The following is a 24,427-nucleotide window of genomic DNA, read 5'->3' as shown; positions in this document are numbered from 1 at the left end:
CCATGTCGTTCTGGACACGCCACCAAATCTTCGAAAAGAACTCGATCATCCTGATCGTCGGCATCCTGCTGGTGATCGCGATCGGCGGTCTCGTCGAGATCACCCCGCTGTTCTACCTCAAGAGCACGATCGAGGCGGTCGACGGGATCAGGCCGTATACGCCGCTGGAGCTCGCCGGGCGCAACGTCTACATCCGCGAAGGCTGCTATCTCTGCCATTCGCAGATGATCCGGCCCTTGCGCGACGAGGTCGAGCGCTACGGCCATTTCTCGCTGGCGGCCGAGAGCATGTACGACCATCCGTTCCAGTGGGGCTCGAAGCGCACCGGTCCCGATCTTGCCCGCGTCGGCGCCAAATATTCCGACGACTGGCACGTCACCCATCTGACCAACCCGCGCGCAATCGTGCCGCAGTCGGTGATGCCCGGCTATCCGTTCCTCAGCAAGACCGAGGTCGATCCGGACACGATCGCCGACCACATGCGCACGCTGCGGACCGTCGGCACGCCCTACACCGACGACCAGATCGCCAATGCGGGCGCCGACATGAAGGCCCAGGCCGATCCTGACAACGCCGGCTCCGACGCTTTCACCAAGCGCTACGCCAAGGCCGTGGTGCGCAACTTCGACGGCAAGGCCGGCACGCCGACCGAGATGGACGCGCTGATCGCCTATCTCCAGATGCTCGGCACGCTGGTCGACTTCAAGATCTACAACGAGAAAGCCAATCTTCGCTGAGAAGGCACTAACGATGAAAGCCATCCTGACCCTCGACAATCTCGCGTCCGGTCTCGTGACCACGATCTGGACGCCGGTGTTCGTCGCGATCTTTGTCGCGATCATCGCCTACGCATTCTGGCCCCGTAACAAGGCAGCTTTCGACGAAGCGGCACATTTGCCGTTGCGGGAGGAGTAAGAGATCATGACCGATCATCATAGCGACATCGATCCCGTCTCCGGCAGGTCCACGACCGGACATGAGTGGGACGGCATCAAGGAGCTCAACACGCCGCTGCCGCGCTGGTGGGTGATCACCTTCTACCTCACCATCGTCTGGGCAATCGGTTACTGGATCGTGTATCCGGCCTGGCCGCTGATCTCGGGAAATACCACGGGCCTGTTCGGCTACTCGACGCGCGCCGACGTCGCGGTCGAGCTCGCCAACCTCGAGAAGATCCGCGGAGCCAAGATGGTTGCGCTGGGCGCGGCCTCGCTCGCCGACATCGAGAAGGATCCGGCGCTGCTCGCGCTCGCGCGCGCCAAGGGCAAGACCGTGTTCGGCGACAATTGCGCGCCATGTCACGGCTCAGGCGGCGCTGGTGCCAAGGGCTATCCGAACCTGAACGACGACGACTGGCTGTGGGGCGGATCGCTCGACCAGATCATGCAGACCATCCAGTTCGGCGCACGTTCCGGCCACGCCAAGGCGCACGAAGGCCAGATGCTCGCCTTCGGCAAGGACGGCGTGCTGAAGCCGGACGAGATCGTCACGGCCGCCAACTATGTCCGGGCACTATCGGGCCTTCCGATCCGCAAGGGCTATGACGCGGCCAAGGGCGAGAAGATCTTCGCGGAGAATTGCGTCGCCTGCCATGGCGACGGCGGCAAGGGCAATCCGGAGATGGGCGCTCCCAATTTGACCGACAAGATTTGGCTCTATGGTTCGGACGAGACGTCGCTGATCGAGACCATCAGCCAGGGCCGCGCGGGCGTGATGCCGGCTTGGGAAGGGCGGCTCGATCCCGCCACCATCAAGGCGATGGCAGTTTACGTCCACTCGCTCGGCGGTGGAAAATAGCCAATCCGGGACAGGCGGGGGCGAACAAAAAACGCCCCCGCTTGCGCTGGATCAACTGACGCGGCGGCGTCGGGTCTAGGTTTTATCGCACCTCTCGAAAAGCTGCAGGCGATGAACAGGCCCGTGAACCCAAAAGAGCTCCCATTAGACGATGACAACGGGCCGCTCTATGTGGCCCAGAAGAAAGTCTATCCCCAGAGCATCTCCGGCACCTTCCGCCGGATCAAATGGGGCCTGATGGCGTTCTGCCTCGGCGTCTATTACTTCCTGCCGTTCGTGCGCTGGAACCGCGGACTCGGTGCTCCGAGCCAGGCGGTGCTGATCGATCTTCCCAACAGCCGCTTCTATTTCTTCTTCATCGAGCTGTGGCCGCAGGAGGTCTACTACTTCACCGGCCTGCTGATCGTCGCCGCGGTGGCGCTATTCCTGATGAACTCGGTCGGCGGCCGCATCTGGTGCGGCTATCTCTGCCCGCAGACGGTGTGGACGGATCTGTTCTATGCGGTCGAGCGTCTGATCGAGGGCGACCGGCGTGAGCGGATGAAGAAGGACAAATCGTCCGACCCGATGAAGCTGGAGCGCATCTCCGAGATCGTGCTCAAGCATTCGATCTGGCTCTTGATCGGGTGGTGGACCGGCGGCGCCTGGGTGCTCTATTTCAATGACGCACCGACTCTGGTGAAGGAACTCGTCACCTTCCAGGCACCGATGATCGCCTATATCTGGATCGGCATCCTGACTGCCACGACTTACGTGCTCGCCGGCTTCATGCGCGAGCAGGTCTGCACCTATATGTGCCCCTGGCCGCGGATCCAGGCCGCGCTCACCGACGAATGGGCGCTCAACGTGACCTATCGTTACGATCGCGGCGAGAAGCGTACGTCAGTGAAGAAGGCGGCCGAGCTGCGCGCGCTCGGCGAGCAAGTCGGCGATTGCGTCGACTGTTATCAATGCGTCGCCGTGTGTCCGACCGGCATCGACATCCGCAATGGACCGCAGCTCGAATGCATCCAGTGCGGGCTCTGCATCGACGCTTGCGACAACGTGATGACGAAAATCGGCCGGCCGAAGCGGTTGATCGGCTATGACAACGACGTCAACATCCAGCGCCGCCAGGAAGGCAAGGCGCCGATCTACCGCATCGTCCGGGCCCGCACGGTCGCCTACAGCGCGATCATCGCGGCGGTCGGCGGCATCATGATCTATACGCTGGCGACCCGGAGCCTGCTCGACGTCAACGTGCTGCACGACCGGAACCCGGTCGCGGTCAGGCTCAGCGACGGTTCGATCCGCAATGCCTACACGGTGCGGCTGCTCAACAAGAGCGGTTACGACCGCGTCATCGCGATCGACGCGAGCGGTCCGGTCAATGCGACGATCCATGTCATCGGGATCGATTCAGTGACGCAGGACCGGCCGATGATCGTGGTTCCGCGCGACTCCACCAGCGAGCTGCGGGTGCTCGTGACCGCGCCGGTGGAGGGCAATCCGGAAAAGTCGATCCCGGTTCGCTTTCACGTCACCGATATCGGCCTCGGCGAAGTCGCCAGCGCCACCGACAATTTCGTCGCGCCGTAGAATCAGGAGCTCGCCATGGCAACCAAGCCTCTGACCGGAACCAAGGTGTTTCTGATGCTGGTCGCCTTCTTCGGCGTCGTGATCGGCGTCAACGTGACCATGATGAAGCTCGCGATCGCGACGCTGCCAGGCACGGACGTCGACAGCCCCTATGCCGCGGGGCTCGCCTATGACCGCGAGATCTCGGCGGCCCAGGACCAAACCGCGCGAAAATGGAAGGTCAACGCCCATGTCGAGCGCCGCGCCGATGGCGACGCCGTGCTTCAGGTCGAGGCGCGCGACGCGAGCGGCCAGCCGATCGCCGGACTGAAATTCGGCGGCCGCCTGGAGCGGCCGACCGACAAGCGCGCCGATCTCGCAATCGAGCTCTCGGAGGCCGGCATCGGCCTCTATCGCGGCAATGCCGCATCGGTCGCGCCGGGCCAGTGGGACCTGGTGATCGAGGGCGAGGCGCGGGGAACGCGCGTGTTCATGTCGCGCAACCGCGTGATCCTGAACTGAAGGATTTTGCCATGCACGTCTCGCGCGACTTTTCGCATTACGTCCGGACTGCGGGCGAGGGCGTCCAGCACATCGATCTCGCGGTCGAGGGCGTTCACTGCGCCGGCTGCATGGCCAAGATCGAGCGCGGTCTGTCCGCGATTCCCGACGTCACGCTGGCGCGCGTGAACCTCACCGACCGGCGCGTTGCGCTGGAATGGAAGGCGGGCACGCTCGATCCGGCCCGATTCATCGATCGCCTCGAGGAGCTCGGCTACAAGGCCTATCCTTACGAGACCGAGAGCGCGGAGGCGAGCGAGGTCGCCGAATCGCGCTTCCTGTTGCGCTGCCTCGGCGTCGCCGCGTTCGCCACCATGAACGTGATGATGCTGTCGATCCCGGTGTGGTCCGGCAACGTCTCGGACATGCTGCCGGAGCAGCGCGATTTCTTCCACTGGCTGTCGGCGCTGATCGCGCTGCCGGCGGCGGCCTATGCCGGCCAGCCGTTCTTCCGCTCGGCCTGGCGCGCGCTGTCGGCCAAGACCACCAACATGGACGTGCCGATCTCGATCGGCGTGACGCTGGCGCTCGGCATGTCGGTGGTCGAGACCATCAACCACGCCGAGCACGCCTATTTCGACGCGGCGATCATGCTGCTCACTTTCCTGCTGGTCGGCCGCTTCCTCGACCAGAACATGCGGCGGCGGACCCGCGCGGTCGCGGGCAATCTCGCCGCGCTCAAGGCGGAGACCGCGGCCAAGTTCGTCGGGCCTGGCGAGATATCTCAAGTGCCGGTGGCCGCGATCTATCCCGGCGACATCGTGCTGCTGCGACCCGGCGAGCGCTGCGCGGTCGACGGCACCGTGATCGAGGGGCGTTCCGAGATCGACCAGAGCCTGATCACCGGCGAGACGCTCTATGTCACGGCCGAGCAGGGCACGCCGGTCTATGCGGGATCGATGAACATCTCTGGCAGCTTGCGGGTGCGAGTCTCGGCGGCCTCCGAGGCGACGCTGCTCGCCGAGATCACGCGGCTGCTCGACAATGCGCTGCAGGCGCGCTCGCGCTACATGCGGCTCGCCGACCGCGCTTCGCGACTCTACGCGCCGGTGGTGCATGCCACCGCGCTCGTCACCATCCTCGGCTGGGTCATCGCGGGCGCCGGCTGGCATGATGCGATCGTGACCGGCGTCGCGGTGCTGATCATCACCTGTCCCTGCGCGCTCGGGCTCGCCATTCCAACGGTGCAGACGATCGCCTCGGGCGCGATGTTCAAGGCGGGGGTCCTGCTGAATTCCGGCGATGCCATCGAGCGTCTCGCGGAAGCCGATCACGTCATCTTCGACAAGACCGGAACGCTGACGCTGCCCGATCTCGAAGTGATGAATGCCGCCGACATCCCCGCTGATATCTTCGAGCTTGCCGGACGGCTCGCGCTGTCGAGCCATCATCCGGTCGCGGCCGCGGTCGCGCAGGCCTCCGACGCCAGATCGCCGATCATCGGCGCGGTCGAGGAGGCCGGCCAGGGCGTGCGCGCTGTGGTCGATGGCATTGAGATTCGCCTCGGCCGTCCGTCTTTCTGCGGCGCCGAGACGCTGGTCTCCGACGTGACACATCTCGATCCCGAAGCCTCCGTCGTGGCTTTCAGCAAGGGCGGCGAAAAATTCATCCTTTCTGTGCGCCAGGGCCTCCGCCCCGATGCGCAGGCTGTGATCGCGGCGCTCAAGGCGCGCAATATCGGCATCGAGATTCTCTCCGGCGACCGTGAACCGGCGGTGATCGCCGCGGCCCACGCGCTGGGCATCTCCGAATGGCGCGCCGGGGTGACCCCGGCCGACAAGATCGCGCGGATCGAGGTCTTGAAGCAGCGGGGGATGAAGGTCCTGATGGTCGGCGACGGAATGAACGATGCGCCGTCGCTGGCGGCAGCGCACGTCTCGATGTCGCCGATCTCGGCCGCGCATTTGAGCCAGGCGACCGCCGATCTCATCTTTCTCGGCCGACCACTGGCCCCGGTCGTCGCGGCCATCGACGCGTCGCGCAAGGCGCTGCATTTGATGCGGCAGAATCTCTGGCTTGCGATCGGCTACAATGTCCTGGCGGTGCCGGTCGCGATCAGCGGCGTCGTGACGCCCCTGATCGCGGCTGCCGCCATGAGCGGATCGTCGATCCTGGTGATGCTGAATTCGTTGCGCGCGCGCAGCGCCTCGCGGGAGATCGTGTGATGGAGATCCTGGTCATCCTGGTGCCGCTGGCGCTGATGCTCGGCCTCGCCGGTCTCGTCGCCTTCCTCTGGTCGCTCCGGAGCGGCCAGTATGACGATCTCGACGGCGCCGCCTGGCGCGCCATCGCCGACGACGAGCCGCCGCAGGAGGCGCCGGCCAAGCGCTAGCGCTTCAAGGCGAGCGTCAGCAGGGCCGCGACAGCGAGCGCCAGGCCCACCCCGGCCACGCAGGCATGCCAGCCATACGCGTCGAACAGCCGGCCGAGGACGGCGGTGCCGATGAGCCCGCCGCAGAAATAGCAGGCGAGATAGGTGCCGCTGGCGATGCCGCGGTTTTCAGCCGCAGCCTGTCCTACGAATCCTGTCGCAGCCGCTTGCGCGCAAAAGGTGCCGATTCCGACCAGAACCATCCCGGCGAGGACCGCGCCCAGGTGGGGGGCCAGCATCAGCGGCAGACCGATTCCGGCGATCGCGAGCGAGCCCCAGATCGTCGGACGAGTTCCAAGGCGCGACGCCACTTTGCCGGCCAGCAACGTCGTGACCACCGACGGCAGGAAGACGAAGTAAACGAAGCCGAGGTCCATCATGCCCAGCGACAGCGGTGGCCGGACCAGAACGAAATTGACGAATGTGAAGGTGCCGATGAATGCGAACAGGATGCAGAAGCCGATGCCGTAGGCGGCTCGTAGCCGTGAATCCCGCCACTGCGCGATCGTCGCGGCAAACGCCGATGCCGTCGGCGCCGTTGCGCGCGTCGGCTGTACGCGCGCAATGGTGAAATAGACCAGTACGGCGCCGGCCAGATTGAGGGCTGCGAAGAAGTAGAAATTCCATGCCAGGCCAAGGCTATCGGCGATTGCGGCCGAGACTAGCCGGCCGACGAGATTGCTGGCGACGTTTCCCGTGATGTAGGCGGCAAAGGCGCCGCCGGAATCCATTGCGCTGCATTGCTCGCCGAGATGAGCCAATGTCAATGCGAAGGCGGATGCCATGCAGAGGCCCTGTGCCACCCGCAGGCCGGTGAAGACGGCAAGGTTGGGCGCAATCGCCAGCAGGCTCGTCGGAATCGCGAGCAAGGTCAGGCTGAGCAGGATGCCGGTCCGCCTGTCGATGTGCGGGCTGAGAAAGCCGACGACGAGGCCCGCGACGGCCATGCCGAAGGTGCTGGCATTGACGGCCAAGCTCATCGCCGCCGGCGTGACGCCGTAGTGACGTGTCAGCGAAGGGAGGATCGCCTGCGTCGCGAACAGATCGACGACGGTGAGGAAGGCGGTGAGGCCGATGATGAGGGAGCGAAGCGCGAGACCTGGTGAATGCGCGTCCATCGTCATCGCGGTCGGTTTGATCGGCGCGGAAAGATCGGTCATGGCGGGCCTCCCTTGTGATGAATGTGGCGCCCGCATGCGGGGCAGCATGGAGATCGCGGGCGCCACATTCCGTCACGCGTGCGCTGGGGTCGCGCACCCGTTACATGTTGTGGTCATGCGGGTCCTTGCGGACATCGCCGACGTAGAGGATGACCGTTTCCTTGCCGAGGTTCTTCCACCAGTGCGAGATGCCGGACACCTCGGGGCGGATGTCGCCGGCCTTGTGCACGATCGGGTCGACGCAATTTGAAGCGTGTTCGACGATCTCGCCCTGCTGCACGAAGATCAGGGCGGGGCGGTCGTCATGGCTGTGCCAGGGCACGATGCCGCCGGGCTCGATGGTCAGCTTGCGGAAGCGCAGCTCGCGACCTTCAATGTGTGCCGGCTGCTTGCCGAGGTCGATGGCGCCGAGCGTGACGTCGGTGACGCCGACCGGCTTGTAGTCGACCATCTGCTGCGCGTTCGGCTTGATCTTGTCGACCGGGCATTCGCCGGCGAAGACTGGCTGCGCCGAGAGTGTCAGTACGCCGAGGATGGCCAGGCCGGGCCAGACCGCGCGCGACAATGTGTGATGCTTGAACATCGGGATGTCTCCTGTGTTGGCCGCAACCGCGATGGTCGCCGGCTATGTCGGGACTTTCGTCGAGAGGACGCTCGTTCTGAAATGCTCTTTCGCTCTCGCTGCGATAGACCGGCGCTATCGGGCCCGATACGCGCTCGCTATCGAACCGATTGGGGATCGGCATTTCCGCTTCCCGAGCGATTGGCGTTCGATGGCAGGGCGCGCCCGATTGGCGGGCGTTCACGTCAATCCGGAGGAGCATCTCATGACGAAATTATCCAAGACCTTGATTGCCACGGCTGCGTTCGCGGTGATCGCCACATCGGCCTTCTCGGAGGCCACATGGGATTTCAAGGCCGGCATGGCCTACATGTATGGCGGACCCGGCAAGATGTCGGCGATGGCCATGGCCCCGGCGGAGAAGAACCACGAGGCCATGATGAAGAGCGCCAAGAAGGTCCCCGACAACACCGTCTTCTTCATGAACAACGGATCGCTGTATTCCACCTCGGGGCGGTTGGACCCGACCGGCAATTTCTACGTCAACTGATCGCGCGCATGACGGCCGCCCCTTGCGGGCGGCCGGATCGGGCACCTAATATTCGTCCCCTGAACGCTGGAGCGCAAGATGACCTCTCTCTCGCCGGCCGATGCCGAGCGGCTTAAACTCGCCTTCCAGCGCTGCCGTGACATGGATGGCACGCTGAACGAGCAACTCCACGCCTATGCCAACGCCAGCCGCGACGTCTTCCCGGCCTATGGCGAGGCAGTCGATCGTCTGGTGACCAGATTGAATGGAGGCGGCGGCGGCGAGACCGCGCCGCGTCCGGGCGAGGCAATGCCGTCGTTCATGTTGCCGGACGAGAGCGGGCGTCTCGTCGCGCTGTCCTCACTGCTGGAGGGCGGCCCGGTCGCCGTGATGTTTTTCCGCGGCCATTGGTGCCCCTATTGCCGGCTCAATGTCCGCGCGGTGGTCCAGGCGCTGGATCGCATCGAGTCCATGGGTGCGCGCATCGTCGCGGTCATGCCGGAGACGCAGGAATACACCCAGCAGCTCAAGGCGGAAGCTGGTGCGCCATTTCCGATCCTGACCGACCTCGACAACGGCTATGCGCTGTCGCTCAATCTCGCGATCTGGCTCGGTGCCGAGATCCAGAGCCTGTTGTCCTACCAGGATATGGCGAAATTCCACGGCAATGATGGCTGGATGCTGCCGATCCCGGCCGTGTTCGTCGTCGGCCGCGACGGTCTGGTGAAAGCCCGCTTCGTCGATCCGGACTTCCGCAAGCGCATGGAGATCGATGATCTGCTTGAGGCGTTGGAAGGCGCGAGCAGGGAAGCCTAAAAGGGTCAGCAGCGAGCGTCGCTGCTAACCCGCAATCTCCCGCCAATCCGCACCGCGCAGCATGCGCATGACGGCATTGGCCACCGCCGTACGCTGCCGGCCGGCCACCCCGTAGAGGCTGACGGTGCGGCGGGCGTCCAGCCCGGCGACCGCAGCGCGCGTCAGCGTCTCCGGAACGGGCGAGGTGTGCGGCAGCATGGCGACGCCCATGTCGGCCTCGACCAGCTCGATCAGGTCGCGCTCGTTCGAGATTTCGTGACCCTGTTCGACCGCGATGCCGTGCTCGCGCAGGCTCGCCGAGATACGGGCGGAATGCTCGCAAAACGTCCGGCTCAGCAGCTGCTCCGCGCGCAAATCGTCCAGTGCGATGCTGCTGCGGCCTGCGAGCCGGTGTCCGTCGCTGACCACGAGCTCGAAGCTCTCGGTGAACAGCGGCCAGACATCGAGCCGCTCCCAGGCCTCGTCGATGTCAGCGGCAATCCCGAGCTCGGCCTCGCCCTTCTTCAGCAAGTCGGCAACTTCACGACTCGAGCCGCGCAGGAAGCGGAATTCGAGCCGGTTGAACTGCCGTTTGATTTGATTGAGATGAGGAATGAGCAGCGACAGATCGATCGAATGCGTCAGCGCGACGCGAAGCGCGCCGATCTCGCCGCTGCGGAAAGAGGAGGCCAGCGAGCGTGCGCCGGTGGCCGCATCAAAACACTGCTTCAGCAGGGGATGCATGCGCTGGCCAAGCTCGGTCAATTGCGCCGCGGGCCGTTCGCGGCGAAACAGATCGCCGCCGAGCTCGGCCTCGAGCTGCTTGATCGCGCGCGTCAGCGAAGGCTGCGTCACGTTGCAGTCCTCGGCGGCACGCGTGAAGTTCAAGAGTTGCGCCACCGCGAGGAAATAGCGGACCTGGTGCATTTCCATTGGATCGGCTCTCCAGCAAGACCAGGCGGAGGCTAGCCGATCGGGGCGGAGAATGACATCCCGGCCGCAATAGCGCCCGGGCATGGTTTCGGAAGCCAACGGGCATTTCCATGAGACCGGGCGATCCCTCAGAGTCGGCTCAACACCAGTCGTCATGTTGGAGGATTTTGCCAGTGAATATGTCCGTCAAGCCGCAGACGTCCGCCGCCCGGGCGCTCGCAGGCAAGGTTGCCCTGGTCACGGGCTCAACCAGTGGCATCGGCCTCGGTATCGCGCGGGCGCTTGCCGCGGCCGGCGCCGACATCGTGCTGAACGGCCTGGGTGTGGCGGCCGAGCTCGACCGGACGCGCGAGCAGATCGCGGCAGAGTTTGGCGTCAAGGCAAGCTTTTCGCCGGCCGACATGACCAGGCCGAATTCGATCGCCGAGATGATCGCGGCGACGGTCGCGCAGGCCGGCCGGCTGGATATCCTGATCAACAATGCCGGCATCCAGCACGTTGCGCCGCTGGAGCAGTTTCCGGTCGAGAAATGGGACCAGATCCTTGCGATCAATCTGTCGTCGGCCTTCCACACCACTCGGCTCGCGCTGCCCGCAATGCGACAGAACGGGTTCGGCCGGATCATCAACATCGCCTCCGCGCATGGTCTCGTCGGCTCGCCGTTCAAGGCGGCCTATGTCGCCGCCAAGCACGGCATCGTCGGGCTCACCAAGGTGACCGCGCTGGAGACGGCAGAAGAGGGCATTACCTGCAACGCGATCTGTCCAGGCTATGTCTATACGCCGTTGGTCGAGGCGCAGATCGATGGGCAGGCCAAGGCGCACGGAATCTCGCGCGACCAGGTGATCCGTGACGTGCTGCTGGCGCAACAGCCGAACAAGCGCTTCTCGACCGTCGAGGAGCTCGGTGCGCTCAGTGTATTTCTGTCCACCGATGCGGCGGCCACGATCACCGGGATTGCGCTGCCCGTCGACGGAGGCTGGACCGCGCATTGAAGGCGAGTGCGTAACAAACGATCGCGAGGAACGAACATGGCAAGGATACGGGCTCTCAGGGAGCAGGATATGAACGGTGTGAAGCGCGATACCAGCGTGTCGAAGGATCTGCCCGGCCAGGTGGTGCTGGTGCTTCAGGGTGGCGGTGCGCTCGGGTCCTATCAGGCCGGGGTGTACCAGGCGCTGCACGAGGCCGGCATCGAGCCGGACTGGATCATCGGCACCTCGATCGGCGCCATCAACGCCTGCCTCATTGCGGGTAACGCGCCCGACCAGCGGCTGCAGCGTTTGAAGGAGTTCTGGAAACGGATGGAGCAGAATCCGGTCTGGAATCTGCGCACCGCGTTTCCTGGCTTCAACGACAAGCTCGCCTATTGGTCGACCGTGACCCACGGCATTCCCGGCTTCTTCCGTCCCAATCCATTGGCGCATGCGGGCGATTCCTATCCACTCGGAGCCGATCACGCCGGCTTCTATTCGACGGCGCCGCTGGAGCGGACGCTGCTCGAGCTCGTCGATTTCGGCCGGATCAATCGCTGCGCGCCACGGTTGACGGTCGGTGCCGCCCACGTCCGCAGCAGCCAGATGCGCTATTTCGACAGCCGCGACGGCGAGCTGACGGTGAAGCATGTCATGGCTTCGGGCGCGCTGCCGCCGGCGTTTCCGGCCGTGCGCATCGACGGCGAGCTCTATTGGGACGGCGGCATTCTGTCGAACACGCCGACCGAGGCGGTCTTCGACGACAATCCGCGCAAGAATTCGCTGATCTTCGCTGTGCATTTGTGGAATCCCGTCGGCGCCGAGCCGACCACGATGGCGGAGGTGCTGAACCGGCACAAGGATGTGCAATATTCCAGCCGGATCGCGAGCCAGATCACGCGCCAGCAGCAAACCCATCGCCTGCGCCACGTCATCAGCCAGCTCGCCGCGCGACTGCCCGAGAGCGAGCGCAGCGATCCGGCGGTGAGGGAATTGACTGGCTATGGCTGCCCGACCAGGATGCATGTCGTGCGCCTGCTTGCGCCGCAGCTCGACCGCGAGAACCACACCAAGGATATCGACTTCAGTCCGTCCGGCATCATGCGGCGCTGGGATGCCGGCTATTCGCACACCAAGTCAGTGCTGGAGCGAAGGCCGTGGGTTGGCGAGTTCGATCCCCTCGCGGGCGTGGTGCTGCACGAACATATGGACATCATGCCGATTGCGGCGGAGTGAGGGCTTCGTCCGTCATTGTTTCTCGCAGTGACGATTTCAGGGGAAGGCGGTCCGGGTTATTGTCGCCCGCTGTCTTCGTCGCGAGGCCTTGCAATTGGTCGCTGAGAGAGATCTGGAATCTGCCCTCGATCAGGTTCGTGCTGATATGGCAGGACCGGTTGCCGGCGTGTTCGGCCCTGACACGGTGACCTGGCAGATCGACCGGGAGGCCGTGATCTTTCTCGGTGCCGGTCGTGCGCTGTTGCTGCAGCTGGCGCATCCCTGGGTCGCCGCCGCCATCGCCGAGCATTCGAAAACCTTCACTGATCCGATCGGACGATTTCACCGCACCTTCGACATTGTCTTTGCCATGGTGTTCGGCTCGCTTGACCGCGCGCTGTTGTCGTCGCGGCAATTGCACCGGCGCCACAGCATGATCGTCGGCGAGATGCCGGAGACTGTCGGTCCGTTCGCGGCAGGCTCACGCTACTGTGCCAACGACATCCCGTCGCTGCGCTGGGTTCATGCGACGCTGGTCGAGACCGCGCTGATGGCGCATGATCTGGTTTTGCCACCGCTCTCGGCGGAGGAACGCGAACGCTACTGGACCGAGAGTCGTTTGTTCGGTGCTCTGTTCGGATTGACGGCGCACGATCTGCCGACGGACTGGTCCGGCTTTGCGGCCTACACCGCTGCAATGACGCAATCGGATACGCTGACTGTCAGTCCGGCGGCGCGCGAGATCGCCGCGCAGATCTTTGGTGGAGCGCGCCCGTGGTTGCGTCCGCCGCGCTGGTATCGCGCGCTCACGGCAAGCCTGCTGCCGGAACGCCTGCGTGTGGGATTCGGGTTCGAGCTTGATGAGCGTGACACCAGATCCGTCGAGAACGCGCTGCGATGGATACGGCGGGTCTATCCAAGATTGCCAGACCGGCTGCGCTATGTCGGTCCCTACCAGGAAGCGCAGGCGAGGCTGCGCGGCGAGCCGCAGCCGGACTGGATGACGCGATGCCTCAACCGTGCCTGGATCGGACGGTCGCAGATGGATCAGCGCGGGAAGGGGTGAAGTCCTCCGCCGTTGCCACAAACCACCGTCATTGCGAGGAGCTCTTGCGACGAAGCAATCCAGGCTGCTGCCACGGAAACAGTCTGGATTGTTTCGCTGCGCTCGCAATGACGAGGAAACGCAGGCCTCACACCGCCGCCAGCTTCCGGTACAGCGCGTTGTAGCTGCCGGCCGGGATGCTCCAGGAGAACGAGCGTCCCATCGCACTGCGACGCATGGTGTCGAGCTGGTCTTGCGCCACGAAGGCGGAGAAGGCGCGGCGGACGCCGCCGAGGAAGGATTCGTGCGAGGGTTTTGAGAACAGGAAGCCGGTTTCGCCGTCGGTAATGGTCTCGGCGAGGCCGCCGGTCTGGTGGCCGATCGGCAGCGAGCCGAAGCGCTGGGCGTACATCTGGCTAAGCCCGCAGGGCTCGAAGCGTGACGGCATCAATGTGAAGTCGCTACCGGCGAAGATGCGGCGCGCCTGGGCCTCGTTGAAGCCGATGACGACCCCGATCGCGTCAGGGCGCCGGCGATGCGCGTCGATCAGCGCCTGCTCGAGCGCCGGCTCGCCGGAGCCGGTGACCACGATCTGCCCGCCGGCATCGACGATCTCGTCGGCCGCCGCCAGCACGAGGTCGATGCCCTTCTGGTGCACCAGCCGGGCGACGATGCCGAACATCGGACCGCGCGATACCGCAAGCCCGAACTGCTTGCGCACATAGTCCGCATTGGCCTTCTTGCCGACCCAGTCGCCGGCGCCGAATTGCTGGGCAAGCTGAGCGCAGGAACGGGGGTCCCAGCTCTCGTCGATGCCGTTGAGGATGCCGGTGAGCTCGGCCGCGTCGGAGCGGACTCGAAGCAGGCCTTCGAGACCGCAGCCGAATTCATCCGTGGTGATCTCCCGCGCGTAGGTGCCACTGACCGTGGTGAGATGCGATGCGTAGACCAGCCCGGCCTTGAGGAAGGAGAGCTGGTCGTAGAACTCGACGCCGTCGATGTGGAAGGAGCTCTCCGGTGCGCCGATCCGCCGCAGCGAGTCCTTCGGGAAGAGGCCCTGGTAGGCGAGGTTGTGAATGGTCAGGATCGACGGCAGCTTGGAGCCGCGCCAGGCGAGGTAGGCCGGCACGAGCGAAGCCTGCCAGTCATTGGCATGGATCAGGTCTGCTGCCCAATCCTTGTCCAGCGTGCCCATCGCGAGCTCAGCGGCGGCCGAGGCAAAGCGCGCGAAACGGATGTCGTTGTCGGGCCAGTCGCGCCCGGACTCGTCGCCATAGGGGTTGCCGGGCCGGTCGTAGAGTTGCGAGCACAACAGGACATAGACCGGCAGGCCGTCCTTGGTCGCGGCGCGGCCGAGCGAGCAGGCCGGCATCTCCGCGAACGCCGGACAGCGGCCAACGATCTGAATATGCGTGAGTTGTTCGATGATGTCGCGATAGCCGGGCAGCATGACCCGGATGTCGGCGAAAGGACGAAGCGCTCGGGGGAGTGCAGCGGAAACGGCTCCAAGTCCGCCGACGCGGACAAAGTCGTCCATCTCTGTCGTAACGAACAAGACCCTCAAGAACTGCTGCCCTCTGCCGGAGCCCGATTGCTGCTATGCAAGAACGGGTCCAGTTGCCCCTGGAATTCCCAAGGCCGCCCGCCAGACGCGTCTGTTCGGTAAAGACTTTCCTACTCAGCCGCCGCCCTCTAGGGTCGGCGCACGAACAACAGAGAACTTCGATAAGTTCCTAAGTGACTCAAGGACGCAAGCAGGCATGCAGCTATCAGATAAGCATGAGGGGACGACGACAAAGGCCTTCGCCGGCCTCAGGGTCCTGGATTTTTCGACCACCATTGCCGGTCCCCATTGTGCGCGGATGCTAGCGGACATGGGCGCCGAGGTCATCAAGATCGAGACCGACGGCGGCGAGACGATGCGAACCCGGCCACCGCTGCGCAAGGGCTGCAGCACCGTGTTCGGCCAGCTCAATGTCGGGAAGAAGAGCGTCGTGCTCGACCTCAAGTCCGAGGACGGCAAGGAGGCGGTCCGCCGGCTGGCCGCGACCGCCGACATCCTGGTCGAGAACTTCCGCCCCGGCGTGATGCACCGGCTGCGGCTCGACTATGACAGAATGCGCGCCGTCAACCCGAAGCTGATCTACTGCTCGATCTCCGGCTACGGCCAGAGCGGCCCGTCGGCCGAGCTGCCGGCCTACGCGCCGGTGATCCATGCGGCATCCGGCTACGACATGGCGCATCTCGCCTACCAGCCCGGCCGCAGCCGCCCGGATTATTGCGGCATCTACCATGCCGACGTCGTCACCGGCACCTACGGGTTCGGCGCGATCGCGTCGGCGCTCTACCAGCGCACGGTGACTGGGCTCGGCCAGCACATCGACGTCTCCATGCTGGAATCGATGCTGACGCTGACATTGATCGAGTTGCAGAACTCGCAGTTCACCGTGAAGCCGCCGCCGCGCCCGATGTTCGGGCCGACCGAGACGGCGAGCGGTTATGTCATGATCACGGTTGCCAGCGAGAAGACGTTTCAGGGCCTGATGGGCGTGATCGGCCGCCCCGAATGGATCTCCGATCCGCGCTTCTCCACCTACGCCGCGCGTCGCGACCATTGGGCCGACTTGATGGACGGTGTCGAGGCCTGGTCGCGGCAGCTCTCGACCGATGCCTGTCTTGTCGCGCTAGGTGCGGCCGGCGTGCCGGCCTCGGCCTACCGCACTGTGTCCGAAGCTCTGGCCGATCCGCAGCTCGCGCATCGTCAGGCGCTCTCGTCTGTCGAGGATGAAGGCGGTTCATTCCAGGTCCTCAATCTGCCGTTCCGGATGACCGGTGCCGATACGACACCGGGCAAGACGATGGCCGTGCTTGGCGAGCATACCGACCGGCTGCGCGCGGAAATCGGGCTCACCGACGGTGGACCAATTCCGTTGGCCAAAACAGCAGCGCAAAGCTGACGGCAAGGTTGACGGACAGCTTCGTGCAGCGAGCAATGCGGCTTTGCGCGTGGCCGGCTTGCCATCATCCGTCAGCCTCAACTAGACAGGGTCGAGTTTGTCTCGTCTTGCCGCCCGTGGCATGGTGGCGGCGACAAAAAAGTATCCGGGAGGACGCCAATGAAAAGTTTCAAGGTCGCCGATTTCAAGGCGCCGCTGCAGGAGTTCGACGAGGCCACGCCGCAGCCGTCCGGCACGCAGGTGTTGATCAAGGTGAAGGCCGCCGGCGTCTGCCATAGCGACCTCCACATCTGGGAAGGCGGCTACGATCTCGGCCACGGCCGCAAGCCGCTTTCGCTGAAGGATCGCGGCATCAATTTGCCGCTGACCATGGGGCACGAGACCGTCGGCGAGGTCCTCGCCTTCGGTCCGGACGTGAAGTCGTCGGACCAGGGCGACGTGAAGATCGGCGATGTCGGCCTCGTCTATCCCTGGATCGGTTGCGGCAAATGCGCGACCTGTCTCGCCGGCGATGAGAACATGTGCCTGACGCCGCGCTCGCTCGGCGTCTATTGCGATGGTGGCTATTCCGACCACATGCTGGTGCCGCATCCGCGCTATTTGCTCAATCTGAGAGGCCTCGATCCCGCATCGGCCGCACCCTACGCCTGCTCGGGCGTCACGACCTACAGCGCGCTGAAGAAGCTCGAGCAGCACTTCGACACGCCGATCGTGATGTTCGGTGCCGGCGGACTTGGCCTGATGGCGCTGTCGCTGCTGAAGGCCATGGGCGGCAAGGGCGCGATCATGGTCGACATCGATGCGAAGAAACGCGAAGCCGCGGAGCAAGCCGGCGCGCTCGCGACCGTCGATCCCAAGGCGCCCGACGCGATGGAGCAGCTTGCCAAGAAAGCCGGTGGTCCCATCCGCGCCGTGCTCGATCTGGTCGGCAACGCCGCCACCACGCAGCTTGGCTTCGACTGCCTGACGAAAGGCGGCAAGCTCGTGATCGTCGGCCTGTTCGGCGGCGGGGCGACCTGGGCGCTGCCGCTGATTCCGATCAAGGCGGTGACGATCCAGGGCAGCTATGTCGGCAATTTGCGCGAGACGCAGGAGCTGCTCGATCTCGTGCGCGCGAAGAACATAGCGCCGATCCCGGTGACGCGGCAGCCGCTTTCCAAAGCCAACGACGCGCTGGTGCAGTTGCAGCAGGGCGCGGTGGTCGGCCGCACGGTGCTGACGCCGTAACTTCCGCTCCATCCTCCGTCATTGCGAGCGTAGCGAAGCAATCCAGAAATCCCTCCGCGGACACAGTCTGGATTGCTTCGTCGCAAGAGCTCCTCGCAATGACGAGGCCACACCTTTCGTCATCTAGGAACTCCCATGTCCGCAAATAACGCCTTCCACATTGCCGTGCTCGCCGGTGACGGCATCGGTCCCGAAGTCATGGCGCCGGCCATCGAAGTCCTGCGCAAGATCGAGACGAAATCCGGCTTGAGCTTCCGCTTCACCGAGGCGCCGGCGGGCGCCAATCACTATCTCGCCGCCGGCAAGTCGATGCCCGATACCACCATCAAGCTGTGCGAGGATGCGGACGCGATCCTGCTCGGCGCCTGCGGCCTGCCGTCGGTGCGCTATCCCGACAATACCGAGATCGCGCCGCAGATCGAGCTGCGCTTCATCTTCGATCTCTATGCCGGTGTGCGCCCGGCGCGGCTCATTCCGGGCGTGCCGAGCCCGATCGTCGGCGCCGACCAGCGCGGCATCGATCTCGTCGTGATCAGGGAGTCCACCGAAGGCCTGTTCGCCTCGATGGGCAAGGGCGTCGTCACCCACGAGGAGGCGCGCGAGACCATGGTGATCACGCGCAAGACGTCCGAGCGCCTGTTCGAGTTCTCGTTTCGCCTCGCCGAGCGGCGCAAGGCGCGCGGCAAGCCGGGGATGCTGGCCTGCGTCGACAAGGCGAACGTGTTCAAGGCCTTTGCGTTCTTCCGCGGCATCTTCGACGAGATCGCCAAGCGTCATCCCGAGGTGAAGACCGACCGGCTCTATGTCGATGCCTGCTCGGCGATGCTGGTGAAGCGTCCCTGGGATTTCGACGTGATGGTGATGGAGAACATGTTCGGCGACATCGTCTCCGACATCACCGCGAGCCTGATCGGCGGCCTCGGCATGGCGCCGTCGGCCGACATCGGTGACAAATACGCCGTGTTCCAGCCGTGCCACGGCACCGCGCCCGACATCATGGGGCAGGGCAAGGCCAATCCCACGGGGATGATCTTGTCGGCTGCAATGATGCTGGATTGGCTCGCCGACAAGCACGGTGTCGAGGGCGCGGCCGAGGCCGGCGAGCAAATCGAGCGCGCCGTGGACAAGGTCTACGCCGGCGGCCTCAAGCCGATGGAGTTCGGCGGCAGCAACGGCACCGCCGATATTACGAAGGCGGTGCTCGCGGCGCTGTAGTCAAGGAAGAGGGGCCTCGCGGCCCCTCGCACTTCACCAGCGACGCCAGTGGCGGTGGCCGCCCCAGCCCCACGGACGCCCGCCGTAGAAGCGTCGCGGGCCGCCGTAAAAGCCGTAGGCACCGTAATAATTCGGACGCCAGAAGCAGCGCCCCCAGGGGTTGCAGACCCAGCGCACCTGATCGACGTTGGCTGCCGGGCCGCTCGCGATACGGTCGGCCTGCGGAATGCCGTTCGGCATCGCTGCGAGTGCCTGTCCCGATATGAGCGCTGCGCCGCCCAGGGCAGCCAGACCAACAACAGCTAATTTGAGTTTCATCGCAATCTCCCTCGTTTGATGGCGAGAGAACTTCCAGCAAATCAGCTGGTTGCTATGGTGTTGCAGGGGCGTGGGAATTTAATCTTCCTGAATGCATGTTCACGTTGGCTGCCGTCGTTGCTGCGCTTCGTGGCAATAACGGAATCACCGTCCCTGGAACTGCGGCTTGCGCTTCTCCATGAAGGCCTGACGGCCCTCGCGAAAGTCGGCGCTGTCCATGCAGGCCGTGCCGACGGCGCTGATTGCCTCCATGTCGCGCGCGCTTTCGTCCTTCAGCACCTGCGCAATGGTGAGCTTGGCGGCCTTGATCGCGAGTGGCGCATTTTGCGAGATCGTTTCGGCGATGGCCATGGTCTCGCCCCAGAGCTGATCCTCCGGAACCACGCGCTCGACCAACCCGATGCGCAGCGCTTCCGACGCATCGATGCGCATGCCCGTATACATCAGGAGTCGGGCCCAGGACGGTCCGACCAGCGACACCAGGTGCTTCAAGCCGTCGTAGCCATAGGCGATGCCGAGCTTCGCCGCGGGAATGCCGAACTGGCTGCCATGGGAGGCGATGCGGATGTCGGCCAGCATTGCCACCTGCATGCCGCCGCCAAGACAAAAGCCCTGGATGCAGGCGATCGTCGGCTTGGGATAGTCGGCGAGCAGCGCGCGCTGGGCGGCGCTGCGTTTGCCATATTCCTCGGAAGCGGCGGCGTTGTGGCGCGTCTTCTCGAACTGGCTGATGTCGGCGCCCGACACGAAGGCCTTGCCGCCGGCGCCGCGCAGGATCACGACGCGCACGGCCGCGTCGTCGCGTAAGGCTGTCAGCGCCTCGCCAAATCCCTCCCACATCTCCAGCGACATCGCGTTGCGCTTGTCGGGATTGCTGAAGGTGATCACGCCGACGCCACCGGCTGTGTGCTTGAGGATCTTGCCGTCGGCGTAGGGAATTTCGGTCGTGCTGGACATATCGGACATCGCGCTCATTCTCGTTGGCGAGGCGCAATGTTCGGCCGGGGCGAGGCCAGGGTCAACCGCGGCAACGGACGTGGCTTTGCAGTCACCTGTGCCGCGATTGCATGGCGCCATCTATCTCGTCATATGCGCGGTCAGCGGATGACTGCCGGCATTGCTGAAGAAGGCCGCCTCTTCGGCGGTCGCCTCCAGCAGCTGCTCGTCCTGGTTATAGACGTCGTTGCGGAACTGGACGGTCTGGTCTTTGGTCATCCACGCCGTGAGGTAGATCCAGGCCACCGGCACCTTCTTCGCCATGGCGACCTCGAGATGCTGGCCGCTGGCGATTTCCGCATCGATCGCGGCGCGCCTCCATTTCGGCTGGTCCTTCAAGAGCCAGGCGGCGAGATCGCGCACATTGTCGACGCGCGAGCAGCCATGGGAATCGAAGCGGTAATCATCGCTGAACAGATTGCGCTGGTTGGTGTCGTGCATGTAGACCGAATAGGAATTCGGCATGTCGATCTTGACCGCGCCAAGCGCGTTGAACGTGCCGTTGTGCTGGCGCACGGTGAAATTCGGCGTGTGCGTGCCCGACCAGTCGACCGAATTCGGGTCGATCGGATTGTCGTGGGCGTCGAGCACCTCCATGTGCATGCGCGACAGATAGGTGGGATCCTTGCGCATATGCGCGGAGATCTCGGTCTTGGCGATCGAGGAGGGCACCGTCCAGGTCGGATTGAGGACGACGCTGCTGATCTGGGTCGTTAGCGTCGGGGAGGGCTTTTCGGTCTTGCCGACGATCACGCGATAGCGCCGCACCACGACGTCGTTCTCGACCGCTTCGGCGAAGGCGGCGGGGATGTTGACCACGACGTAGCGCTGGCCGAAGCCGAAATTCATGTTCTCAAGCCGCTGGAGCGAAGCCTCCAGCTGCCGGATGCGCTTCTGCACCGGCACGTTCATCGCCGCAATCGTGCGCGGCGTCATCGTTCCGGTCGGCGCGAGGCCGTGGCGGGCCTGGAAGCGTTTCACGGCGTCGGCGAGATCCTGGTCGAAGGCGCCGCTCGCCTTGTCGGCGGAAAGATCGCCGGAGACGATCAGCCGCTTGCGCAGGAGATCGTCGTTGGCGCCCTCGGCGCCGGGCGCGAATTTCGCGTCGGCCGGGATCGCCGGCCAGCCGCCGCGCACGGCCAAATCGGAATAGCTCAGCGCCGCATCCTTGATGCGCTGGGCGGAGCCCTCGTCATAGGTCGGCTCGTGCGTCAGCGCGAGCGCCGCGGCCGAGCGGCTCTCTGCCGTCGAAGCGGACGCTGGCGCGGCAGTTTTCGGTGCGGCTGCGTGGGCCGGATTGGCGGCGGCCGGCACCGTGCCGGCCGCAGTCGCCGGCTTGGGCCCGGCCTGTCCAATGGTCTCGGTCTGAGCAAGCGCAGAGGCGCTCGCAAGCATGCCGACGGCAATGATCATCGCATGGCGTTTCGACATGTGTCCCATCTTCCCCTGAGAGCGAGGCCCGGGCGGGCGCTTCGCATCGGAAATTCCCGGTTCGTCGTGCTGATTCGAGAATCGGCGGGAGGCTAGCGCCTCCCGGTTGCGGCTCCCTTAAGCACGGCTGATCCGCGAGCCCGGCACGTCGGACGGCGGTCTCTGGATTGGGTCGCGACAGGGCCGGAATGGGTTCGCGAAAACCGCGGGCGACGGCGGGAAAAATGGTCAACAAAAAGGGGCGGTCATGCCGCCCCGAGAAGTCCGCGCAAGCGCGGGCCGGATATATCTCGTCCGGGCTCGTCCAATCCAGCCGCGCCCCGTGACGCGGCGGATTGAACATCGGGCGGAAAGGCGCGAAAGCCGATCGGCTCAGGCTTCGTTCGCTGCGATCGATTCCATCAGCGAGACGAGCTGACGCTGCACCGTCTGGTCCTTGATCTTGCTGTAGGCGCGCAGCAGGCGGAGGCTGAAGGCCGAGTCCAGGAAGAGCAGGCTCTCGACTTCGCGTGCCTTGTTGTCGCCGTCATAGAAGAAGGTCACGGGCACATCGAGGGCGGTGGCGATCTGCTGAAGCCGGGCCGCGCCGACGCGATTGACGCCCTTCTCGTACTTCTGGACCTGCTGGAAACTGACGCCGAGCTTCTCGCCGAGCTCGGCCTGCGAGACCTTCATCTCGACGCGCCGCAGACGGATTCGCTTGCCCAGCTCAATGTCCGGCTTGCCGGCACTGCGCTGCTTCATTCTCTTCGCCGCTGTCTTCATCTTTTTTCTCATCGGTCTTCGGTTGAAAACCCCCCGAAGAGCTGGGTCAGGGGTTCGCCCATATACTCGTCCTTGAATTCATGCGGGTGCACGAACTCTTCCTTAAACCACGGGAAACGCGCCGGATTGAAGGCTTCGATCAGCCAGTCAATCATGTGCCGCACGCGCGGAATCCGGCCGCTACCAGGATGGTAGGACAACCAGATATCCAGCGATCTGTTCAGCTCGACTTCCAGTGGAATCAACCTCCCGCCAAGCGCAACGGCGTAGCTCGGGAATACGCCGATTCCGGCACCATTCGCGACCGCCCAGTAATTGGCGCTCGAGACGTTGGTCTTCATGACCAGCAGGTCACGCTCCGGAACGCCGGGGAAGAAGCTCTCGAAAGTTTGCTTGGCATCGAGCTGGTCGGCGAACTGCAGCACCAGGCGATGCTTGATCAACTCCATCGCCGAACGCGGCGCGCCATATTTCGAAATGTATTTCTCGGAGGCCCAGAACATCAGATGCATGCGGCCGAGCCGCACCAGCTTGACGTCGAGCGCCGCAGGCCGCGACAGGTGAATGGCGACGTCGGCCTCGTGGCGAGAGACGTCGGCCGAACGCATCGCGCAATGCAAATCGACCAGGATCTTCGGATACGCCTGCTGGAATTCGACCAGTCGCGGGGCGAGCCAGAATGTGCCAAGTCCCTCGGTGATGGCGACGCGGACCTCGCCGGCCAGGGCGTTCGTCGTCGAATCGCTGGTGCGCAGCACGTCGAACGCGGCCGCCTCCATTTGCTCGACGGCGGAGACCACCAGCGCGCCTTCGTCGGTCAGGCGGGTGCCGTGGACGTCGCGGGTGAACAGGGTGGTGCCGGTCTGGCGTTCGAAATCATCGATCCGGCGGCGGACGGCGTTGATCGACAGCGACAGGCGCTCGGCCGCCGAGCGGAAACTTCCGCATCGGACGACTTCCAGGAAAATGCGCGCCGCATCCCAGTCCGACAGGCCGCTGATGTTTGTCTTTGGGCGTTCCTCCAGAGGAACGCCCCTTTCCGCCAAGGAGTGCATACAAGTCCCTTCGGGTCGCTAAACTGGCAGAATCTGGGGCAAACCACAACCACGGCGGGTTGGGGAATGACGAGTTTTGAACGTCATCCTTACTACGCCGCAGGTGGTATTCGGGTGCTGCCAGGGCGGGAACAAGGGCTGGGAATCGGGCAAACCATCGCCCGTATGAGGGGTGTGGCGTGAGTTCCGTTGTGGGCCGTGACATGGCTGCGGGATCGTCGGCGCTGTCCGCAATGAACGTCCTTGCGCAAGAGCCGGTGCCGCCTTCTGCGATGGATCAATTGCTGCACGCTAGGCGTTTTAAGATTGAGCGTTTTAAGATTGAGCGTTTTGCGACTGAGCGAGTCGACGCTGGCCCGCGACGCGAAGCAATGCTCGCCGGAACCCCGGTTTCTAGGCATCAACACACTGAAATCATATTCGGGGGCGCAGCGGCCTCGTGTTATCCTCGACGCTCCATGGGGGCCAAAGAGGTCGTCACAACCACGTCTCACAGGCCGAATTAGCGGGAAGAACGCCGGTGTCGCATTCAGACGAACAGTTGCAGTCGGTGCTGGAAACGCTCGAAGAGTGCCGCAGGGTGCTCAACGAGAGCAACAGCCGCGAGTCGGCCGAGCTGCTGTCCATTGTCATCCTGGACGTGCGGATGAAACTCAAAGGAATTGACAGTGCCGACCTCAAGGCACTGTGCGACGAAATGCTGCGGACCGCGACCAACGAACCGCAGCCCCCCTCCAAGCAGACGCAGGACCAGCCCCGGCGTCCGCTGCTCCGCGTGGTGAAGTAGCCGCGCCGCCAAGTCTCGCTTTTTGGCGAGATTTGTGCGTGTCCCGATGCCGCATCTGTGATCACAGACGGCATCGGGAGGAGCCCTGGTTTTGTGCGCCTCTGTTGCGCATTCGCTGGCATCGGCTACACCAGAGCCGGTTCGGCTCCGGGCCGCGCGCACTCCCCGCGCGCCGCG

Annotated in this window: 25 protein-coding genes; 16 read left to right on the top strand and 9 right to left on the bottom strand. The window is 64.5% G+C overall.

Annotation, left to right across the window (positions count from 1 at the left end; translation table 11 throughout):
* The first annotated feature begins 2 nt into the window (after nt 1–2).
* From ccoO to ccoS, 7 genes are all read left to right on the top strand, one after another.
* Nucleotides 3–737 carry a cytochrome-c oxidase, cbb3-type subunit II gene (ccoO, locus tag AC0L3J_RS09800; protein ID WP_247288469.1) on the top strand — a complete coding sequence of 245 codons (735 nt, stop codon included), beginning with the start codon at nt 3–5 and terminating at the stop codon, nt 735–737.
* 13 nt (nt 738–750) lie between these two features.
* Nucleotides 751–915 carry a CcoQ/FixQ family Cbb3-type cytochrome c oxidase assembly chaperone gene (locus AC0L3J_RS09795; RefSeq protein WP_007594016.1) on the top strand — a complete coding sequence of 55 codons (165 nt, stop codon included), beginning with the start codon at nt 751–753 and terminating at the stop codon, nt 913–915.
* A 6-nt stretch (nt 916–921) separates the two neighbouring features.
* Nucleotides 922–1,797 carry a cytochrome-c oxidase, cbb3-type subunit III gene (ccoP, locus tag AC0L3J_RS09790; RefSeq protein WP_473346832.1) on the top strand — a complete coding sequence of 292 codons (876 nt, stop codon included), beginning with the start codon at nt 922–924 and terminating at the stop codon, nt 1,795–1,797.
* A gap of 111 nt (nt 1,798–1,908) precedes the next feature.
* Nucleotides 1,909–3,375, top strand: a complete 1,467-nt coding sequence (gene ccoG, locus AC0L3J_RS09785) for a cytochrome c oxidase accessory protein CcoG (RefSeq protein ID WP_456765395.1) — start codon at nt 1,909–1,911, stop codon at nt 3,373–3,375.
* Between the two features lie 15 nt (nt 3,376–3,390).
* Nucleotides 3,391–3,876, top strand: a complete 486-nt coding sequence (locus AC0L3J_RS09780; RefSeq protein WP_456765394.1) for a FixH family protein — start codon at nt 3,391–3,393, stop codon at nt 3,874–3,876.
* An 11-nt stretch (nt 3,877–3,887) separates the two neighbouring features.
* Nucleotides 3,888–6,080 (top strand): cation-translocating P-type ATPase, encoded by a 2,193-nt coding sequence (locus AC0L3J_RS09775; protein ID WP_456765393.1) that lies wholly within the window; start codon nt 3,888–3,890, stop codon nt 6,078–6,080.
* A complete protein-coding gene (gene ccoS, locus AC0L3J_RS09770) occupies nt 6,080–6,247 on the top strand; it encodes a cbb3-type cytochrome oxidase assembly protein CcoS (RefSeq protein WP_007607689.1) in 168 nt (55 codons plus the stop codon). Before AC0L3J_RS09775 ends, ccoS begins: the two co-directional genes overlap by 1 nt.
* Here ccoS and AC0L3J_RS09765 read toward each other — a convergent pair.
* Nucleotides 6,244–7,446 (bottom strand): MFS transporter, encoded by a 1,203-nt coding sequence (locus AC0L3J_RS09765; protein ID WP_456765392.1) that lies wholly within the window; start codon nt 7,444–7,446, stop codon nt 6,244–6,246. The genes ccoS and AC0L3J_RS09765 overlap by 4 nt on opposite strands.
* A gap of 100 nt (nt 7,447–7,546) precedes the next feature.
* Entirely contained in the window at nt 7,547–8,029 is a 483-nt protein-coding gene (locus AC0L3J_RS09760; RefSeq protein ID WP_456765391.1) for a cupin domain-containing protein, read from the bottom strand.
* 244 nt (nt 8,030–8,273) lie between these two features.
* On the opposite strand from AC0L3J_RS09760, the gene AC0L3J_RS09755 reads away from it, so the two are divergent.
* Complete coding sequence (locus AC0L3J_RS09755) at nt 8,274–8,558, top strand: hypothetical protein (RefSeq protein WP_456765390.1); 285 nt, start codon at nt 8,274–8,276, stop codon at nt 8,556–8,558.
* Between the two features lie 78 nt (nt 8,559–8,636).
* The gene (locus AC0L3J_RS09750; protein ID WP_456765389.1) at nt 8,637–9,353 is read left to right on the top strand and encodes a peroxiredoxin-like family protein; all 717 of its coding nucleotides are present in this window, start codon (nt 8,637–8,639) and stop codon (nt 9,351–9,353) included.
* A gap of 24 nt (nt 9,354–9,377) precedes the next feature.
* On the opposite strand, the gene AC0L3J_RS09745 is transcribed toward AC0L3J_RS09750, so the two are convergent.
* Nucleotides 9,378–10,265: a LysR family transcriptional regulator gene (locus tag AC0L3J_RS09745; RefSeq protein ID WP_456765388.1), complete on the bottom strand. Its 888-nt coding sequence runs from the start codon at nt 10,263–10,265 to the stop codon at nt 9,378–9,380.
* A gap of 179 nt (nt 10,266–10,444) precedes the next feature.
* Between AC0L3J_RS09745 and AC0L3J_RS09740 the strand changes: the two genes are divergently transcribed.
* The 3 genes from AC0L3J_RS09740 (at nt 10,445) to AC0L3J_RS09730 (ending at nt 13,520) form a co-directional block, all read left to right on the top strand.
* Nucleotides 10,445–11,260, top strand: coding sequence for a 3-hydroxybutyrate dehydrogenase (locus AC0L3J_RS09740; RefSeq protein ID WP_354163356.1), 816 nt, complete (start codon nt 10,445–10,447; stop codon nt 11,258–11,260).
* 69 nt (nt 11,261–11,329) lie between these two features.
* Entirely contained in the window at nt 11,330–12,475 is a 1,146-nt protein-coding gene (locus tag AC0L3J_RS09735; protein WP_456765387.1) for a patatin-like phospholipase family protein, read from the top strand.
* A 94-nt stretch (nt 12,476–12,569) separates the two neighbouring features.
* Nucleotides 12,570–13,520, top strand: coding sequence for an oxygenase MpaB family protein (locus AC0L3J_RS09730; protein ID WP_456765386.1), 951 nt, complete (start codon nt 12,570–12,572; stop codon nt 13,518–13,520).
* Between the two features lie 127 nt (nt 13,521–13,647).
* On the opposite strand, the gene glgA is transcribed toward AC0L3J_RS09730, so the two are convergent.
* A complete protein-coding gene (gene glgA / locus AC0L3J_RS09725) occupies nt 13,648–15,063 on the bottom strand; it encodes a glycogen synthase GlgA (RefSeq protein WP_456765385.1) in 1,416 nt (471 codons plus the stop codon).
* Between the two features lie 196 nt (nt 15,064–15,259).
* Here glgA and AC0L3J_RS09720 point away from each other — a divergent pair, with 196 nt between their 5' ends.
* The 3 genes from AC0L3J_RS09720 to AC0L3J_RS09710 all read left to right on the top strand — a co-directional run bounded on the left by AC0L3J_RS09720 (nt 15,260) and on the right by AC0L3J_RS09710 (nt 18,898).
* A complete protein-coding gene (locus AC0L3J_RS09720; RefSeq protein WP_473346829.1) occupies nt 15,260–16,456 on the top strand; it encodes a CaiB/BaiF CoA transferase family protein in 1,197 nt (398 codons plus the stop codon).
* A gap of 159 nt (nt 16,457–16,615) precedes the next feature.
* Nucleotides 16,616–17,683, top strand: coding sequence for an alcohol dehydrogenase (locus AC0L3J_RS09715; RefSeq protein WP_456765384.1), 1,068 nt, complete (start codon nt 16,616–16,618; stop codon nt 17,681–17,683).
* 135 nt (nt 17,684–17,818) lie between these two features.
* Nucleotides 17,819–18,898, top strand: a complete 1,080-nt coding sequence (locus tag AC0L3J_RS09710) for an isocitrate/isopropylmalate dehydrogenase family protein (protein ID WP_456765383.1) — start codon at nt 17,819–17,821, stop codon at nt 18,896–18,898.
* A gap of 33 nt (nt 18,899–18,931) precedes the next feature.
* Here AC0L3J_RS09710 and AC0L3J_RS09705 read toward each other — a convergent pair whose 3' ends face one another.
* The 5 genes from AC0L3J_RS09705 to AC0L3J_RS09685 all read right to left on the bottom strand — a co-directional run bounded on the left by AC0L3J_RS09705 (nt 18,932) and on the right by AC0L3J_RS09685 (nt 23,463).
* A complete protein-coding gene (locus AC0L3J_RS09705; protein ID WP_456765382.1) occupies nt 18,932–19,216 on the bottom strand; it encodes a hypothetical protein in 285 nt (94 codons plus the stop codon).
* Nucleotides 19,217–19,360: 144 nt separating this feature from the next.
* Nucleotides 19,361–20,182 carry an enoyl-CoA hydratase gene (locus AC0L3J_RS09700; protein WP_456765381.1) on the bottom strand — a complete coding sequence of 274 codons (822 nt, stop codon included), beginning with the start codon at nt 20,180–20,182 and terminating at the stop codon, nt 19,361–19,363.
* Between the two features lie 111 nt (nt 20,183–20,293).
* Nucleotides 20,294–21,643, bottom strand: a complete 1,350-nt coding sequence (locus tag AC0L3J_RS09695) for a L,D-transpeptidase family protein (protein WP_473346827.1) — start codon at nt 21,641–21,643, stop codon at nt 20,294–20,296.
* A gap of 372 nt (nt 21,644–22,015) precedes the next feature.
* Nucleotides 22,016–22,387 carry a helix-turn-helix domain-containing protein gene (locus AC0L3J_RS09690; RefSeq protein ID WP_026233304.1) on the bottom strand — a complete coding sequence of 124 codons (372 nt, stop codon included), beginning with the start codon at nt 22,385–22,387 and terminating at the stop codon, nt 22,016–22,018.
* A gap of 29 nt (nt 22,388–22,416) precedes the next feature.
* Nucleotides 22,417–23,463 (bottom strand): LysR family transcriptional regulator, encoded by a 1,047-nt coding sequence (locus tag AC0L3J_RS09685; protein ID WP_456765379.1) that lies wholly within the window; start codon nt 23,461–23,463, stop codon nt 22,417–22,419.
* A gap of 520 nt (nt 23,464–23,983) precedes the next feature.
* Between AC0L3J_RS09685 and AC0L3J_RS09680 the strand changes: the two genes are divergently transcribed.
* Entirely contained in the window at nt 23,984–24,250 is a 267-nt protein-coding gene (locus tag AC0L3J_RS09680; RefSeq protein WP_007593979.1) for a hypothetical protein, read from the top strand.
* The last annotated feature ends 177 nt before the right edge of the window (nt 24,251–24,427 follow it).

The sequence above is a fragment of the Bradyrhizobium sp. Kon37 genome (genome assembly GCF_055807535.1).
The sequence above is the reverse complement of the archived record's forward strand: the minus strand, read 5'-3'. Positions and strand labels throughout refer to the sequence as shown.